Here is a 16637-nt window from a genome sequence, read left to right as displayed (position 1 = left end):
ACCTCCCTTTCAGAGACCTCAAGCTCTGTCTTTATTGCCTGATTCTATGAATACCGATATCGACGCTCCCAGCAGTGACCAGGCGCGCATGGTCGCCCTGATCGCAGCACTGGCTCCGCAGGAGGGCTACAACCTCACCGCACTGCCAAGCGTGCGACTGCTCCGCTCGAACCGGCCGCTGGCGCGCACTCCGGTGCTCTACGATCCCGGCATCGTGATCGTCTGCCAGGGCTGCAAGCGCGGCTATTTCGGCGATGAAACCTACGTCTACGACGCACAGCACTACCTGGCCGTCGCGGTGCCGGTGCCCTTCACCATGGAAACCGACGCCACACCAGAGCGTCCGCTGCTGGCCATCTACCTGCACCTGGACTTCCAGCTCGCCGCCGAGCTGATGCTGCAGATCGACCAGCACAGCCTCCAGCTGGGCCAGCCACCCGCAGAAACCACCCCGCGCAGCCTATTCTCCAGCCCGATGGACCCGGCACTGACACAGTCCGTGCTGCGCTTCCTCGAAGCGCTGGGCGATCCGCTGGAGGCCGCCATCCTCGCGCCGGCCCTGCTGCGCGAGCTGTACTTCCGCGTGCTGACCGGCGCACAGGGCAATGCCATGCGCGCGGCGCTGGCCATGCGTGGTCGCTTCGGCAACATTGCGAGGGCCCTGCAGCGCATCCATACGGACTACGCACAACCCCTCGACCTGCCGCAGTTGGCCAGCGAGGCCGGCATGAGCGTTCCGTCATTCCACAGCCATTTCAAGGTCATTACCCGCACCTCCCCCATGCAGTACCTCAAGTGCACGCGGCTGCACCAGGCGCGGCTGCTGATCGTACGCCAGGGCATGACGGCTCAGGCGGCGAGCCTGGCCGTCGGCTACGCCAGCGCCTCGCAGTTCAACCGCGAGTTCAAGCGCCTGTTCGGCCGTACGCCCCTGGCGGAGGCGCAGCGCATGCGGGAGAACTTCGCGATTCCGCCGGCGCAGGAAGGTTCGGCTTTTGTCTCGTCCCACTGACCATCCACCGCCTTTCAGGCGATTGCTTCATCTGCCGATAATTCGAGCATTAATTGCTTGATAATTCACTTTTCAGCACTCTAACGCCGATTATCCGCCAGAAGTTTCACTTAAAATGCAAGCTCCACCAGGAGCTCCGCATGAAACCGCTCGACACCTCCACTCGCACCGAAGGCAGCCCGTCATGACCTGCGCCCTCTCTCTCGAAGCGCTGGCCTACGACCATCAGGATGGCGAAGAAATCCTGCCCCACTGCCATCCCCAGGCGCAGCTGATCCACTCGATCTCCGGCGTGATGCTGGTCGGCGCGGCGCAGAAGAACTGGGTGGTACCGGCCGGCCATGCGCTGTGGGTGCCGCCGGGCAACGAGCACCAGATCCGCATGTTCGGCAACGTGCGCATGCGCACCCTGTTCATGCCCGCTTCCACCTGGCCCTGGGGCGGCCAGCAGTGCCAGCTGATCGCGGTAACGCCACTGCTGCGGGAACTGCTCGTGGCCGCCAGTGCCGTACCGGCTGACGCCGGCAACGAGCACCGCCGCCGTTGCCTGCATGAACTGCTGCTGGTGGAGATGGACGCGGCGCAAACGGTCGGCATCCACCTCGCCATGCCGCAGGACCCGCGCCTGCTGCGGCTATGCAACGCGGTGATTGGCGCACCGGCGGACGAGACCGGCATGGAAGACTGGGCGCAGCAACTGAACATGAGCAGCCGCACCCTCGCCCGGCTGTTCCAGCGCGAACTGGGAATGAACTTCGGCGACTGGCGCACCCGCGTGCGCATGGTCCTCAGCCTGCAACGCCTGATCGCCGGCGCCTCGGTGCTGGAAGTGGCGCTGGAGCACGGCTACCAGAGCCCGAGCGCCTTCTCGCAGACCTTCAAGCGGGTTCTCGGTCGGTTGCCCAGCCAGTATCGGGCTGAGAGGGTCTGAGGCCTGCCGGCAATCGAGGTTAATAGAAACCTCCGTACTAACGCTCTGACCTGAACGAGCTTCCTTACAGGTTTGCAGGACCAATCCACGCAGGCTGTCCGATCAGCCGCGTTGTTTTGAGTATTTAGAATCGGCACTTTATCGGGGTTGCGCTCTTTCCTTTAACTTCCTCCATCTACGAGGACAAAATGAAAAAGAAGCCCTGCTCCAACCCCGTTCTGCAAATTGCAGCGGACGATGAAAGATACATCCAAGCCAGAAGACCCGAGAATCCTATCGATCAACTGATCGACGGCGTTGCTACAACCTTGTTCGTCATCCGTGCGGCGCGCCAGCCGCCCACCCCCGAAGACCTCGATCACGCCAAAAACCTCATCGGTAAAGTCGACATCCTGGTGGAGCTGGCGAAGCTGGAATCCGGCGTGACTCAACTCGATATCCGTGCAGGGATAGGTGGCCCGGCCGGGACGAAGGCTGCGGAATGGACGCTGGCCCACCTGCTGCGTATGCACGTCCACTCCGCTTGGGATCGCCTAAACAAGGGTAGCGCTCACTCTTCTGGAACCTAAGCGGGATGCCTTGGCGCGGCTGTTGCGCTGCATCCGATAGCCGCTACCATGGCACCGACCGTTATCGAGCCGCTCTAACAGAGAGCGGCATCACAGCCTGCCCTAGAGGCACAGCAATGCCCGACCAGTACCGCGTAACGCTGAACAATGAACTCATCACGGCCACATCAAACGAAGCCGCCGCGTGGGAGACTTATCGTCGCCTGCTACGGCGTGGTGACCTTCGAGCACAGCGCCCTCTGGCCAGCATCAGCAAAGGAGATGAGGTATTACACAGCGCACTGTGCGATGGTCGAGCCGACATTACGGAAATCGGTCCCTATATAACGCCCAACGAAATACTCAAGCTCGTCACTAGCAAAAAGAGAACCCAGGACTTGGTCGCGGCCGCTCACACCCAAGGCTACCCAGTAACTGAAAGCCGCGTAATGTGCTGGATGTTTTCCGCCAGTAATCCTCGACAACAAGTCATGAGCGTGGATGAGCTTTATATTGTTCTCGCCGGACTCAAGGAATTAGATAAAGAGTAAATAATCGGACAGCTCCCCCACACTTTCCTCGCCCCACGCTGAATAAGCGCCGCGCCACAGAGCCTATTCCTACATACTTGCCAATCAGCTCCTGAGTAGAGTCCGGTTAGCCGCTGAACAAATCAGCTGCACTTCTACTTTCTGGAGCAAAGAGCATGACCACCAATCAACCCTCCACGCCCTTCTATACCAACGACATAACACCAGAACGCCTGCACAAACTGAACACGCCCTATTTCACCGAAGAGCAAATACAAACCTTTGCCCCCGAAGCAGCGGCAATTATTCGGCAAAACCAGGCAGCGCAACTCGCGAACCCGGCAATAGGCATTCGGCTATTCGCAACCGAAGGCAGCCAGACCAAGCGTGGCGGCGTCATCCAGAAAGGCACTTCCCCCCTCGTCATCCTTATCGAGTCTGGTGAAAAGCTGACCGTTGCCCGAACCGGCGACCCAATCCAATACCCCGATGGCTCGCTTGCCTACATCAAGACCGGCGCCGGCAAAGCCAATGGCAACCTGGCCCTGGTTGGCAGCCGGCTGGATAACGGCGATGAAATCATCAATACCCGGCAGCACACAGGCAGTATCTGCATACGAAGAGACACACCGGTGGCTAGCGACTTCCTCCCCGCCCTGGAGGATGAAGCATGACGCTGTATCGCCCCGATATCGACGGCAAAGGCCAGGCGCTTGCCGGTGACAGGACCACCACCGGCGCCTTGCTCATCAGCTACATCACCCCCTGGGGAAGCTGTGACGGACGAGGATTCGTGCTGCGCGGCGATAAAACCACGGACTGCCCCAAATGCGGGAAACCCGGCGTCATTGTCGAAGGCGCTGAAGGTTACAGCTGGGAGGGAATCCCGATTGCCGTGGACCGATGCATCGTCAGTTGCGACTGTCCGGATGGAAGCAATCGGATCATTGCGCCATTGGGGCTGTTGTCCACCAGCACATCTGGCAGCGTAACGCGACCAGCGTTGGCTGGTACTGAACGAGCGAATCAAAAACCCGAAAAAAAGGTCACTCAACTCTTTTGGTCGTACGGCGACAGCTTCATTCGCCTAAACGGCCCATCCCGTCACTACGTCGATCTGAACCTCCACGCCGAAACCCAGAACTACCAGCCGGGTGAATCTATCAGTGTAACCATCGAATACGCCGACGGAGACACGCTGATTAATGGCGCAAGGCAATTGAACCTAACGGGAACCACGAATGCTCAGGGCGCTGTGATTTTCAGGAATCTATTCAAGAACGGAACGTTGAACCTCAAATAAGGGAGTAATTATGACATCCATTATTGCAAGAAGCGGCGACGTCTCAGCTGGCATAAAACCAAATAGACCATCCTGGAAAGATATGAGCAAGAACTACATGGGGGAGGATGTTTCTCGGGAAACCTTATACCCAATGATTTCCGCGCAACTTGTCCGGCTCTATCAAGAGAATGATAAGGCCTGGGAGAATACTTGCGCAATCAGAATGTCATACGCATTGAACCGAAGCGGAATAAAATTACCATCAGAAACCTCCCCCAAAGGAGGCACGCTCAAAGGAGACGATGGTCGCTACTACTGGATAAGAGTCAGAGACTTAAAAAAATATCTCAGAGATCGGTTTCGTGATGGAGACGTGGAGTACGAACTGAGCCCCATAACACATAGATCTGAAATGCCAAAAAGAGCCGAAGAAGCACGCGAAAATATAATAAGAAAAATTCAAGGAAGGCATGGAATTATTGTCTTTGATGTTAAAGGCTGGGATGGCGCAACTGGACATTTTACGCTATGGAATGGAAGTGATTTAGTTTATGTGGGCGATGGTTATCACAATGACGACACTACCACTGCCTATTACTTCTGGTTCGCACAATTCAATGAAAAAGAACAAGTCGCAGTACAAACAGTAAAGGTTACTTTTTGGGAGTTAAAATGAAGGCCGCAAAAAAATATATCTACACACTAACATTGGCGGCAATATATCCATCAACCTCACAAGCTATGGAGACAACCCTACCGGAACATTCAAGCAGTTCGAGCGTCGAGCTAAAAGACCCATATCCACCGATAAGGAGGCTCGAGGGGGACTATACAATTTCCCCGAAAGAATTCGCATTAAAAACCTGTCTTGACACAAACTACGAGAAGCTCGACTCCTACAAGACCGAGGAGTTGATGGATCACACTAGCTTAAGTAAAAATATGCCACCGGCTAAGGTATTGAAACTCATAGACTTTACAAAATCTCACACGAGCTTCTTTCACACTGAAAATCTCCCAATAAAATCAGAGTCGCACCCGCCACCCTATAACGCAATATTTGGTCGCTGCATACATTTCTATAAATCTCAAGGGCTAAGCGAGTTCATTCAAAATCTGGAGCGCGAAAATTAAATTATTTGCAGCCCAATCTCCCGTCGCAATGAATTACAACCTGCCTAACAGGGTGGCAGTCGCTTGAATGGCCCCATGAACTCATCAATAGCTCATTCTACGAGAAGCTCAGAGCACCGCATATGCGAGTCGCGACAGCCCAGCAACCTATGGCTACTAGAGTAGAAAACCTTGTATGCCAACTATTCCCCAGCGCTCCCAAAGCGGGCTGTACAAACCTATTTCCCGGGGGATTGAAATGAAACAGCGATCGTTGGCCGCAATTGCAGCAACAGCTCTACAACTAGCTCCTATTCCTGTTCAAGCCGAAAATTCACCAGCCTCAACGCCACAGGAAAAAATTATATTAAGAACACTCAGAGAAGCGATTCCTGCAGAAAAACCCTTAGGTGGAAGCTATTTAATTACTCAGCGCGAGGCCGCGCTTCGTTACTGCCTAAATATAAATTACGAAAAGATCGGAGTCTATAAGACAGAAGACTTAAGAGACTACTCAGAAATAGAAAGCACCTTGGATACCGAAAAAAGCTTGGTGCTCACAAATTTTATAGCGAAAAAGACCGGGCACTTCTACACGGAAAACCTCCCTATACAAATGGAAAAAAGCCCACCCTACAACGCCATATTTGCGCGCTGCATGCATTTCTACAAATCTCGCGAACTAATCGAATTCATTAAAAAACTGGAAGAATGAAATGATCCGACCAATACAGGCAGCTCTATTTATCTGCATTCCTTTGCTCTCCAGCCCTCTCCTCGCAAAGCAAGCAACCCTCTCGCCGGAGCGAGTAAAACAATTGGCGCTACAGCAGTGCATATTAAACAACTATAGAGCCATATCCGGCGATAACCCTGCGTACCAATACGATGTCTCCTACTATGTCGAAAAGGTTACATTTGATCGAGACGGGACCGGCCGCCGCCCTGCTGCCTTCCGAAATTTTGTCAAGAAAAACACGGAAAACTTTAATGTCAATGATACATCCATGGCAATGAAGGAAGGGCCGCGCCCCTACAATACAGTTTTCGTAAAGTGCATGGATTTTTACCAATCGAACAACCTGGATAGGTTCGTGAAAGAATTCCTCAAGAGCAAGTAGAGCCACCTTCGAAATATGCTCTGGGGAGAAGATAAAAATCCATTGAGGATGAGTGGCGACTAAATTCTTGAGCACTTATATCAGCATGAATAGTGATTCTACGTATAAGCAATGGGGCTCTTCGCATTGAGTCGGAATTTAGCGAAGCCCCCATGCTTCTCATACTAGTGCCACAACAAGCGCAGCGTCTGCGATCAACAACTGTGGTCGCAGCCTCACTCGATACCAAAGCGGATGCTGTAGTCCACCTTGGTCCCGCGGCGGGCGGTGGCGCGCATCTGGTAGACCTGCACGCTGTAGGTGCCCGAGGCCGGCAGCGCGCCGCTCCAGTCCTGGCCCACGGCGCCGCTGCCCAGAGCGGTGGATTCACCCGGCTCGTTGCCCGGTGCGTAGAGGTTGAAGTTGGCGTTGTTGCTGCCGCTGACAGCGACTTTCATGTGCTGCCCGGCCTTGGCCGACAGGGTGTAGACGACCGTGTCATAGCCCTTGAAGCTGCCTTTGACGGTGGTGCTGCTCGCGCCCTTGGTGAAGTGCACCGGGACCGTGGTGACGGTATCGGCGGCCAGCGCGAGTGCCGGGGTGGCACTGAGCAGGCAGAACAGCAGCAGGGAGGTTTTCATGGTGATCATCCTGTGGTCAGTGGTTGGAAATCATGAGGCCGCCAGCCAGGTCTGGCCGGCGAGGTAAGCGAGGAATTCGTTGAGCGGCATCGCCTTGCCGAACAGCCAGCCCTGGCCGTACTGCACGCCGCGCTGACGCAGGTACTGCAGCTGCTCGTCGGTCTCGACGCCTTCGGCCACCATCCGCAGCGCCAGCTGGCGAGCCATGGCGATGGTGTGGTCGGTCACCGGGCAAGGCGCGCCGGCCGACAGCGACTGTACGAAGGAGCGGTCGATCTTCAGCAGGTCCAGTGGCAGGCGCCGCAGGTACTGCAGGCTGGAGTAACCGGTGCCGAAATCATCCAGGGCGATCGGGTGGCCCGCCTCGCGGCTTTGCGCCAGTGTCCGGTGCGCGGCGTCGATACTCAACAGGCAGCTTTCGGTCACTTCCAGCCAGATGCTGCCGGGATCGATGCCCGCCTGCTGCCGTGCTTCGACCAGGTGCGGCAGGAAGTTCCCGCTTGCCACGTCGAGTGCCGAGAGGTTGATCGAGACATGCTGCAACTGCCCCGAAGCGAGGCTGGCGCCCAGGTCGCGGCAGACCGTCGAGATCACCTGCGCGGTGATCGACTCGATCAGGCCACTGGATTCGGCCAGGGGCAGGAAGCTCTCAGGCAGGGTCACCGAGCCGTCCTTGCGACGCCAGCGCACGAGCGCTTCGGCGCCGATGCAGCGGCCATCGCGCAGGTCGAGGATGGGCTGGTAGAAGGCAGTGAACTCATTGTTCGCCACGGCCCGTGTCAACACTGCCAGTGGCGACAGATAGGCACGCACGCGACGTGCAACCACCCAGCACCACAGGCCGGAAAGCAGCAGGGCCAGCGGCGTGAGCATGAGCAGCTCACGCCACAGGTCGCGGACCAGGGCCTCGCGACTGACCGCAGCCACCGTCTGCCAGTTGCCATGGTTGACCCGCGTAAAGAGGTAACCACCCCGCAGCGCAGAGTGCGGCTCGCTATGGATGCGCGTGAGGACCTGGGCAAAGCCGGCGGCCGGCGTGCCCAGCCAGTGTCCTGCCGGTGTGCCCAGGGCCAGGCTGACGCCGGGCGCGAGGGAGGTTTCGAGGAAGTGCTCGGGGTCGATCAGCAGGTTGAACGCCGCATCGCGCAAGGCCAGCATGGGTTTGGCTGGCGCCATGAACGGCTGCACGTTGATCGACACGCCCATGCCTTCGCGAGTGCGGAAGTCTTCCGGCCAACGCTCTGCCGGACGACCGACCAGGCCCCAGGAACTGCAGACGAACACCTCTTCCTCGACGTAGCCGACCGCCTTCACCGCCAGCGTGTCGATGGCCAGCAGACGCATCTGTTCGATGCCCTCCGCCGAGCAGGGCGGCAGCGGTGAGCGGTTCAGTTCGCGAAGCGTCGCGGCCGCCTGGGCGAAGGTACTGTCCGCCCGTTGCGAGGCGAGCCGGGCCAGCGTTTCCAGGCGTTCCGCGGTGTGTTGCACGACCAGATGCCAGGCCAGGTAGCCGGTGCCGGTCAGTACCAGAGCGACACCCAGCAGGCTGGCGAGGGTGCCGGTCCTGACGATGCGAGCGCGACTCATGATGGGTCTCCAGAGGGCACACGGCGTGTGCCCGAGCGGGATGGTCGACTACCAGAGGTAGCGGTAGCCGAGGGTCAGCGACAGCGGTTGCTCGATTTCGTGGCCATTGGCGTAGTGGGCTTCGAGCATCAGCTTCTGGTGGGCGCTGACCAGCAGCGAACCGCCGACGCCCAGTTCGGCGCGCGAACCCGGCAGCTGGTTTTCCAGCGCGTGGCCGTTGACCTTGACCGTGCTGTCGCCGGCCAGTTCGTCGATCCACGAGGCGCTGAGGTAGCCCTGCACCTGTGCGCCGGAGTCCAGTTGCCAGTTGCGCCCGGCGCGCCCGCCGGCCCGAGCCTGGACGGAGTCCACGGCGTCGCCATCCACTTCCAGTTCGTCGCTGCTGGTGTACTGCGGCCCTTGCAGGTGGGCGCCAGAAAGCTGTACCTGCGGCTCGACGAACCAGCCCTGGCCCAGTTGCACGGTACGACCCAGCTCAACGCTGGCGCCGTAGGCGTCGGAGTCGTAGTGGCCGCGGACCTGGCCACCGGTGTTGGTCGGCACCTTCACTTCGCCGCGCAGGTGGTCGTACTTGAGTACCGAGTCCAGGTACCAGCCGTCTTCGCGCACGTAGGTGGCGTAGAGGCCGACGCTGCGGCTGTCGAGGTCGCCGGAGCTGTGCTCGCCGAAGTCCTGGTCGGCATGGCCAGCCCCGAGCATGCCGCCGACGTAGAGGGTGCCGTCAGCCTGTTCGAAGGCGCGGTCGGCGCCGATCTCGGCCCCGCTCAGGCTCTGCTCGAAAGCACGGCTGTCGCCGCTATCGACGTTCAGCTTGCCGCCCATGGCGCGGGTCCACAGGCCGCCCTGGTCGTGCCCCTGGCGCAGTTCGCCGAGGCGGCGAGTCAGGGTGCCCAGTTCGCTCTGCCAGAGGTTGGCGGCGGCGCTCTGCATGCCCAATGCGGCGTTGGCGCCCTTGGACAGGCGCTGGGCCTGGCTGGCCGGGCGCGATGCCGGGGTCAGTGTGCTCATTGCAATGGACGGGGTACCCGTGGCGACGGCGGGTTGATTCGCCGGCATCAGTGCCGTCCTCGGCAGCGTATCGACCTTGGGCTGGGGCACCATCTGAGGGCGCATCGAGGGGTTCAGCGCCGTCATGGGAATACTCGAGCCATTGGGCTGCGGCACGAGTTGCGGGCGCAGCGACGGATTCAACGAAGTCATGGGCACGCTGCTGCCGTTGGGCTGGGGCACCTTCTGCGGTGGTATCGAGGGGTTGAGCGCCGTCATCGGGATGCTGCTGCCATTGGGCTGCGGGACCAACTGCGGGCGCAGCGACGGAGTGAGCGCAGTCATCGGCGCCACCTGCCCGGTCTGCACCAGGTACCAGTCGTTGCCTTGCTGCTGAAGTCCGTAGCGGAACGCCCCGGCGTCCACATGACCGCCGAGCAGGCTGAACTGCCCGGTGCCGCCACCGGTGCCGACCAGTTTCAGCGGGGCGCCCTGGGCGTCCCGGCCGCTGTCGGCCACCAGTATCTCGTGGCTGCCCTGGGCCTGGCCCAGCACCTGCAGCAGGTCACCCCGGGAGGTGGAAAGATCGGTTTTCATCTGGAAGCGGCCATTGCCGCTGAGGTCGCCATTCACCGTCAGCACCTGGTAGCCGGGGCCGCTGAAGAACACCGCGGAATCGCGCAGCTTGAGATTGCCCAGGGAGGCGTTACCGGCAAACTCCCAGGTGCTGGTGCCCAGGTCCATGTCCAGCCGACCACGGGACGGAGCCAGCAACTGAGTGTTGCCATGCAGGGTGCTGCCGTTCGCGAGCAGGTCGAACTGGCCGTTGTCCTCGACGCTGGCAAGGGTCGGGGTTTCGACTGTCGAGCTGTCCAGAGCGGCGTTCAGCACGCTGCCCGGACGAACCAGGAAGGCACTGCCGGCGACGACATGCAGCTGCGCGCCCCGGGCATCAACATGGCCCTGGCTGCCGCTGGCGGTTTCGATCAGGTCCTGCTGGCCGGTGAGCGCCGAGTCGGTCAGTTCCAGCTGGCCGATACCCTGCCCTCCGGAGAACAGCACGGTGCTGCCATCGACGTTGGCGGCCTGGCTGTCCCACAGGCCGATGCGGCTGTCGCCGCTGATTTCCAGCGCGGAGGACTGGGCGCCTGCGCTCAGCAACTGGGTATTTTGCAGCTCGATCTGGCTGGACCGGCCGGCCAAGGCGGCGGCGGACTGGCGCCCCTGGGTGAACACCGAGCCGTCGCTCATGGCGATGGCCGAGCCGTCCCGGGCGCTCAGCGCAGCGGCATAGTCTCCCTGCGTATTCACCGTACTGCGCTGGCCCAGCAGCACCTGGCTGCCGTTGTTCGCGGAAACGCCGTAGCTGGAACTGCCCTCGGTGAGAATCCGCGTGTCGACCAGCTCCAGCGGGCCGCTGGCGCTCAGGCCGACGCCTGCGCTCTCGGCCTTGTGCGTGTGGATCTGCGAGTGGCTGACAATTCCGGGAAGCACGTCACTTTCCACGAGGATGCCGGTACTGCTGGTCTCGAAGGTTTCGATGCGCGAGTGCTCCACCTGCAGGGCCGAGGCCCCCGACACCTGTATGCCGTAGCTGAGGATGCCGCGCGTCACCAGGCTCGAATCGCTCAGCCGCAGGGAGCTGCTGTCGACGCGGATGGACGGGCTACGGCCACCCAGCGTCTGCGCATCGAGCGCCGTCGCGTCCAGAACCGCGCCGCCGAGAGCTTGCAGCGCGCCGCCGCTGCCGGCGTTGCGCAGCAGCACATCACGCAGGGAAAAGTCAGTGCCCTGCACGTTGACGGCTGGGCCGTTGCCGGGGATATCGACGCGCGACTGCACCAGCGCGTGGGGTAGCGCGCTGGTGGCGGTGAAGAGCTGCGGGGAGTTGAAGTCCACAGCCAGCGCCGGAGAGGCGATGAGCATGGCAATGAGCAGTGCAAGCGGTGTGTGGGAAAGGTTGGGACTGCGTGTGAGGGGTTCCATGGCGAGTCACCTTGAGGGGAAGCGGTTGAGGCCATTCTTGGCGTGCCCGCTCAAAGTGAGGATGCGAAAACCAGTCACGATTTGTAGGAAAATGATTACACGAGTGCGATCACCATGCCCTAGAGTGAAGGGCAACCCAGGGGGAACAGATGGCGCGGATACTGATCGCGGACGAACACCCGATGACCCGCTACGCGGTGCGCATGCTGCTGCAGGCGGAGCGCCACACGGTGGTCGGCGAGGCCTGCAATGGCCTCGAGGCGCTGAGCCTGACCACCCGCCTCGCGCCGGACCTGCTGATCATCGACATCGACCTGTCGCAGCTCACTGGCCTTGACGTCATCTCACGCCTGCGCAGCCGAGGCCTAACGCTGCCGATCCTGGGCTACAGCACGCAGGATTCGGAGCACTACGTCGGCCGTTTCCTGCAGGTCGGCGCCTCGGGCTTCGTCAGCAAGCACCAGGACATCGACCGGCTCAAGGAAGCACTGGCGGTGGTCCTGCGCGGGCACAGCTATTTCCCAGCCGAAATGCTCGGCAGCGTGCACCGCGCCAGCCTGCACGAGAATGACGCCGAGCGCGTCGCTTCGCTGTCCAACCGCGAACTCAGCGTGCTCAGCCTGCTGGCCAGCGGCTACAGCAACCAGGAAATCGCCCACGAGCTGACCATCAGCGAAAAGTCCGTCAGCACCTATCGCGCACGCATGCGCAGCAAGCTCAACCTGTCCAGCATGCTCGAGCTGATCGACTTCGCCCGGCGCAACCATCTCGCGGCACCGGCAAGCCATACCCATGACACGGGCGCCGACGGTGGTGAGGCCCCCCTGTGGCGCTCCATGGTGGAAAGCCTGCCGGCAGCCTTCTATGTCCGCGATACCGAGGCGCGCCTGGTGTACGCCAACCCGGCGCACCTGGAGCTGTACCAGGCGGAACTGGACGACGTGCTCGGCACCCGCACCACCGAGGTGGACTGGTATCAACCGACCGATGCCCGCAACATGCTGCGCTTCCTGCAGCGCGCACTCGCCGAGGAGCAGCCCTTCAGCAAGGACATCGAACTCTCGGTCCACGGCGAACGCCGCGTGCTCCACCACTGGGGCACACCTTACCGCGACGGCGACGGCAACCTGCTCGGGATGATCTGCTGCAGCACCGACATCACCGAACGCTACGACCAACTCAACGACCTGCGCAGCCGTGCCGAAGCCAGCGAACTGGCACACCAGCAGCTGACCGACCTGTTCACCAGCGCGACGACCCATCTCAACGAACGTATCGAGGCGCTTGCCGGCTCCCTTGCGCAGCCCAACGCCACGGATCTCGACCAGGCCCTGGCGATACTCGAGGAACTGAAGGTCCACGGCGCCTCGCTCAAGCGGGCGCTCATCGCCCAGGACGACGTTCCCCTGATGCCGACGCGGCTGGACGAGCTCGCCTCCGAGGTCCTCGACGTCCTGCACGCACCGGCCGACCAGAAACAGCTGCCGCTGAAACTGGAGGCCGACAGTCGCTCGCGCAAAGCCCTGCTGGTCGATGCCAAGTCCCTGCGCGAGGCCCTGCGCCATCTGGGGTTGTACGTGATCGACCTGACCGACGACGGCAGCGTCCGGTTGCGCATCGCCGCCAGCCCGAAGCAGCAGCAAATGGGTGTGCGCATCACCCTCGAAGGCCTTCCGGGCAGCAAGCGCCGTGAACTGCGCGCCTATTCCCTTTCCGAACTGACCCGCGACTACCCCGCGCGCAACCCGGCCCGCAACAGCCTGAGCCTGAATATCGCCCAGCACCTGATCAACAGCCTCGGCGGCGAGCTGCAGGTTTCCCATCTGCCAGGCCAAGGCTGCTGCGCCACCGTGCACCTGCTGCTGCAACAGGCCAGCGCACGCTGAGCGCCACAGCGGCGCCGCTCATACGATCGTACAAGGCCCTCCGCGGCGCTTCTTACCTTGGGTGAATTGTCCGCCCGGGCCTCCCCCTGCACCCTCTCCCTCCCCTTGCCGGCCTCTGAAAAGGGCTCCTGCCGCCCGTTGCCGGCTCCAGAAAGCTGCCTGCCCGGCCACTTATAAATTCAACAAAGGTTGTACCCATGAGCGTGTTTGATGTCATTGAACATTCCCCGGTATCGAAATTTCACCGGAAATTGCTGCTGGCCTGCTGCGGAGGCCCCTTCCTCGATGGCTACATCCTCAGCCTGATCGGCATTGCGCTGATCGGCTTCGGCCAGGACATCGCCGCCACCTCGGTGGAAACCGGCCTGATCGGCGCGGCCTCGCTGCTGGGCATCTTCTTCGGCGCGACGGTGTTCGGTGCCATCACCGACCGCATCGGCCGGGAAACCATGTACGCCCTGGACCTCACCGTGCTGGTGATCGCCTGCGGCCTGTCGGCCTTCGTCACCGAGGCCTGGCAACTGATCGTGCTGCGTTTCGTCATCGGCCTCGCGGTCGGCGCGGATTACCCCATCGCCACCTCGCTGCTCACGGAGTTCACCCCGTCCAAGCGCCGTGGCTTCATGATCGGCGTGTCGGGGCTGGCCTGGTCCTGCGGCGCCATGACCGCCTTCATCGTCGGCTACCTGATGGTCTCCTGGACCGGCGACCACTCGCTGTGGCGCTGGATGCTGTTCAGCGGCGCAGTGGTGGGCATCATCGTCGTGCTGATCCGCCGCGGTATCCCGGAATCGCCACGCTGGCTGGCCAGCAAGGGGCGCATCGAGGAAGCGCAGAAGGTCATCAAGCTGGTCTACGACAAGGACGTGGTGATCACCCCCGCCGACGTCGCCGAACTGAACGACGGTGGCCGTCATCGTTCGTGGAAAAGCGACCTGAAGATGATTTCCTCGGGCGGCTACCTCAAGCGCACCATCATGTGCGGCATGCTCTACTTCGCGCAGATCACCCCGCAATACGTGCTCTACACCTTCGGCAGCATGATCCTGCTGACCGCCGGCATCAAAGGCGAGAACTCCTCGACCCTGGGCGAGCTGATGATCGCCATCCTCTTCGCCATCGGCGTGATCCCGGCGCTGAAGCTGGTGGAAACCTGGGGCCGCCGCCCCATGGTGGTGGTGCCCTTCGCACTGATGGCGTTGCCGCTGCTGGCCCTGGGCCTGTGGGCGGACGCCCCGGCCTGGTTCATCGTCGGTGCCTTCGCCTTCTACGCCTTCGTCTCCGGCGGCCCGAGCATCCTGGAGTGGATCTACCCCAACGAGCTGTTCCCCACCTCCGTGCGCGCCACCGCCGTCGGCGTGGCGGTCGGTTTCAGCCGCATCGGCGCGGCGACCGGCACCTACCTGATGCCCATCGGCATTGAGTCCATCGGTCTGCAGGCAACCCTGCTGATCGGTGCGGGCATCACGCTGCTGGCGTTCTTCATCTGCCTGGCGTGGGCGCCGGAAACCAAAGGCCGCTCGCTGCAGCAATCGGCATCGCTGAGCCTGGCGACCTGATCCGCTCCTGCGTTTGACCCGAAGCCCATCGGCGCTGCCGATGGGCTTTTTTGTGCCCGGCGATTCGGCCAGGCACGGCGCTCCCTGTAGGGACGCGCGGACTTCGTCCGCGGTTCGCGGGCATGGCCCGCTCCTACAAGGGAGTCACGGTGCTAGCCGGTGTAGAAGCGAGCCATGCTCGCGATCCGTAAGCAGGGCTTACGGTACCGATGCACGACGGGACGCACGGACTTCGTCCGCGGGTCGCGGGCGTGGCCCGCTCCTACAGGGGAGTCACGGCGCTAGTCGTTGTAGGAGCGCCCACAAAAAAGGCCGCCCGAGGGCGGCCTGAAAGTGCGGCGACGCCGCACACTGTGAAGCTTTACTGCTTGGCGGCCCAGGCGTTGAAGCGCTGCTCCAGCTGCTCGCCATGGTCGGCCCAGAAGGCCGCATTCATCGCCACCTGACCGGCGAGGTTGGCCTCATCGGTAGGCATGTTGGTGCGGCGGGCGGCGTCCACCAGCGGGACCGCGGCGCGGTTCACCGGGCCATAGGCGATCTGCTGCGCGTAGTTCTTCTGCTGTTCGGTCTGCAGCACGTACTGGATGAAGCGCAGGCCTTCCTCGGTATTCTTCGCGCCCTTGGGAATGGCGAAGGCGTCCATGTCATAGATGCCGCCGTTCCACACCACGCGCAGCTGGCTTTCGTCCTGCACGGCAGCGATGCGGCCGTTGTAGGCGGAGCTCATCACCACGTCGCCGGAAGCCAGGTATTGCGGTGGCTGTGCGCCGGCTTCCCACCACTGGATGCTCGGCTTGATCTGGTCGAGCTTCCTGAAGGCGCGGTCCTGGCCTTCCTTCGTCCCGAGCACGGCGTAGACATCCTTCGGCGCCACGCCGTCGGCCATCAGGGCGAACTCCAGCGTGTACATCGCGCCCTTGCGCAGGCCGCGCTTGCCAGGGAATTTCTGCGTGTCCCAGAAATCCGCCCAGCCGGTGGGCGCGCTCTTGAGCTTGTCGGCGTTGTAGGCCAGCACCGTGGACCAGACGAAGAAGCCCACGCCGCACGGCTGTACCGCGCCATCCAGCAGCTCCGGGGCGAGCTTGGCGATACCCGGCTGCTCGCCGATTTCCTGCAGCAGGCCCTCGTCGCAGGCCCGCGCCAGTTCCGGCATTTCCATCTCCACCACATCCCAGGAGACGCTGCCGGTATCGACCTGCACCTTGACCTTGGCCATTTCGCCGTTGAACTCGTCGGCGATCAGGCGGCTGCCGCTCTGCTGCATGTAGGGCTGGTAGAAGGCCTTGACCTGGGCAGCCTTGTTGGCGCCGCCGTGGGAGACCACGGTGAGGTCGGCGAAGGCAGGGAAAGTCGCCGCGCAACCCAGGGCGCAGGCGATGGAGGAACTCAGGATCTTGTTCATTGTTATGGTCTCCGGTGAGTAGACGGCCCGCCTCGCGGCAGGCGGCGCCATCCGGGGCCTCCAAGGGCTC

General features: G+C 61.6%; 15 protein-coding genes. 11 read left to right on the top strand and 4 right to left on the bottom strand.

Annotation, left to right across the window (positions count from 1 at the left end; translation table 11 throughout):
• Window positions 1-46: 46 nt before the first annotated feature.
• The 9 genes from IB255_RS24670 to IB255_RS24630 all read left to right on the top strand — a co-directional run bounded on the left by IB255_RS24670 (window position 47) and on the right by IB255_RS24630 (window position 6134).
• Window positions 47-1012 carry an AraC family transcriptional regulator gene (locus IB255_RS24670; RefSeq protein ID WP_192210980.1) on the top strand — a complete coding sequence of 322 codons (966 nt, stop codon included), beginning with the start codon at window positions 47-49 and terminating at the stop codon, window positions 1010-1012.
• A gap of 184 nt (window positions 1013-1196) precedes the next feature.
• Window positions 1197-1943 carry an AraC family transcriptional regulator gene (locus tag IB255_RS24665; protein ID WP_081520399.1) on the top strand — a complete coding sequence of 249 codons (747 nt, stop codon included), beginning with the start codon at window positions 1197-1199 and terminating at the stop codon, window positions 1941-1943.
• A gap of 188 nt (window positions 1944-2131) precedes the next feature.
• The gene (locus tag IB255_RS24660) at window positions 2132-2512 is read left to right on the top strand and encodes a hypothetical protein (protein ID WP_081520400.1); all 381 of its coding nucleotides are present in this window, start codon (window positions 2132-2134) and stop codon (window positions 2510-2512) included.
• Window positions 2513-2628: 116 nt separating this feature from the next.
• Complete coding sequence (locus IB255_RS24655; RefSeq protein ID WP_081520401.1) at window positions 2629-3042, top strand: hypothetical protein; 414 nt, start codon at window positions 2629-2631, stop codon at window positions 3040-3042.
• A gap of 155 nt (window positions 3043-3197) precedes the next feature.
• The gene (locus IB255_RS24650; protein ID WP_081520402.1) at window positions 3198-3695 is read left to right on the top strand and encodes a hypothetical protein; all 498 of its coding nucleotides are present in this window, start codon (window positions 3198-3200) and stop codon (window positions 3693-3695) included.
• Window positions 3692-4324: a PAAR domain-containing protein gene (locus IB255_RS24645; RefSeq protein WP_192210979.1), complete on the top strand. Its 633-nt coding sequence runs from the start codon at window positions 3692-3694 to the stop codon at window positions 4322-4324. Before IB255_RS24650 ends, IB255_RS24645 begins: the two co-directional genes overlap by 4 nt.
• A gap of 82 nt (window positions 4325-4406) precedes the next feature.
• Window positions 4407-4982, top strand: a complete 576-nt coding sequence (locus IB255_RS24640; protein ID WP_192210978.1) for a type VI secretion system amidase effector protein Tae4 — start codon at window positions 4407-4409, stop codon at window positions 4980-4982.
• Window positions 4979-5440 carry a hypothetical protein gene (locus IB255_RS24635; protein WP_192210977.1) on the top strand — a complete coding sequence of 154 codons (462 nt, stop codon included), beginning with the start codon at window positions 4979-4981 and terminating at the stop codon, window positions 5438-5440. The genes IB255_RS24640 and IB255_RS24635 overlap by 4 nt, the downstream gene beginning before the upstream one ends.
• Before the next feature lie 175 nt (window positions 5441-5615).
• Complete coding sequence (locus IB255_RS24630) at window positions 5616-6134, top strand: hypothetical protein (protein ID WP_192210976.1); 519 nt, start codon at window positions 5616-5618, stop codon at window positions 6132-6134.
• Window positions 6135-6755: 621 nt separating this feature from the next.
• On the opposite strand, the gene IB255_RS24625 is transcribed toward IB255_RS24630, so the two are convergent.
• The 3 genes from IB255_RS24625 to IB255_RS24615 are packed head-to-tail and all read right to left on the bottom strand — an operon-like array spanning window position 6756 to window position 11720.
• On the bottom strand, window positions 6756-7160 hold the full coding sequence (locus IB255_RS24625) for a g-type lysozyme inhibitor (protein WP_192210975.1): 405 nt from the start codon (window positions 7158-7160) through the stop codon (window positions 6756-6758).
• A gap of 30 nt (window positions 7161-7190) precedes the next feature.
• A complete protein-coding gene (locus IB255_RS24620; protein WP_192210974.1) occupies window positions 7191-8747 on the bottom strand; it encodes an EAL domain-containing protein in 1557 nt (518 codons plus the stop codon).
• A gap of 48 nt (window positions 8748-8795) precedes the next feature.
• Window positions 8796-11720, bottom strand: a complete 2925-nt coding sequence (locus tag IB255_RS24615) for an autotransporter outer membrane beta-barrel domain-containing protein (RefSeq protein ID WP_192210973.1) — start codon at window positions 11718-11720, stop codon at window positions 8796-8798.
• Between the two features lie 149 nt (window positions 11721-11869).
• Here IB255_RS24615 and IB255_RS24610 point away from each other — a divergent pair, with 149 nt between their 5' ends.
• Window positions 11870-13606 carry a response regulator gene (locus IB255_RS24610; RefSeq protein ID WP_192210972.1) on the top strand — a complete coding sequence of 579 codons (1737 nt, stop codon included), beginning with the start codon at window positions 11870-11872 and terminating at the stop codon, window positions 13604-13606.
• Between the two features lie 197 nt (window positions 13607-13803).
• Window positions 13804-15165 (top strand): MFS transporter, encoded by a 1362-nt coding sequence (locus tag IB255_RS24605; RefSeq protein ID WP_081520411.1) that lies wholly within the window; start codon window positions 13804-13806, stop codon window positions 15163-15165.
• Between the two features lie 361 nt (window positions 15166-15526).
• On the opposite strand, the gene IB255_RS24600 is transcribed toward IB255_RS24605, so the two are convergent.
• Entirely contained in the window at window positions 15527-16567 is a 1041-nt protein-coding gene (locus tag IB255_RS24600; protein ID WP_081520412.1) for an ABC transporter substrate-binding protein, read from the bottom strand.
• Window positions 16568-16637: the final 70 nt, after the last annotated feature.

The sequence above is a fragment of the Pseudomonas sp. PDM22 genome (assembly GCF_014851965.1).
Lineage (GTDB): Bacteria > Pseudomonadota > Gammaproteobacteria > Pseudomonadales > Pseudomonadaceae > Pseudomonas.
This window is presented reverse-complemented; position numbering and strand designations above follow the sequence as displayed.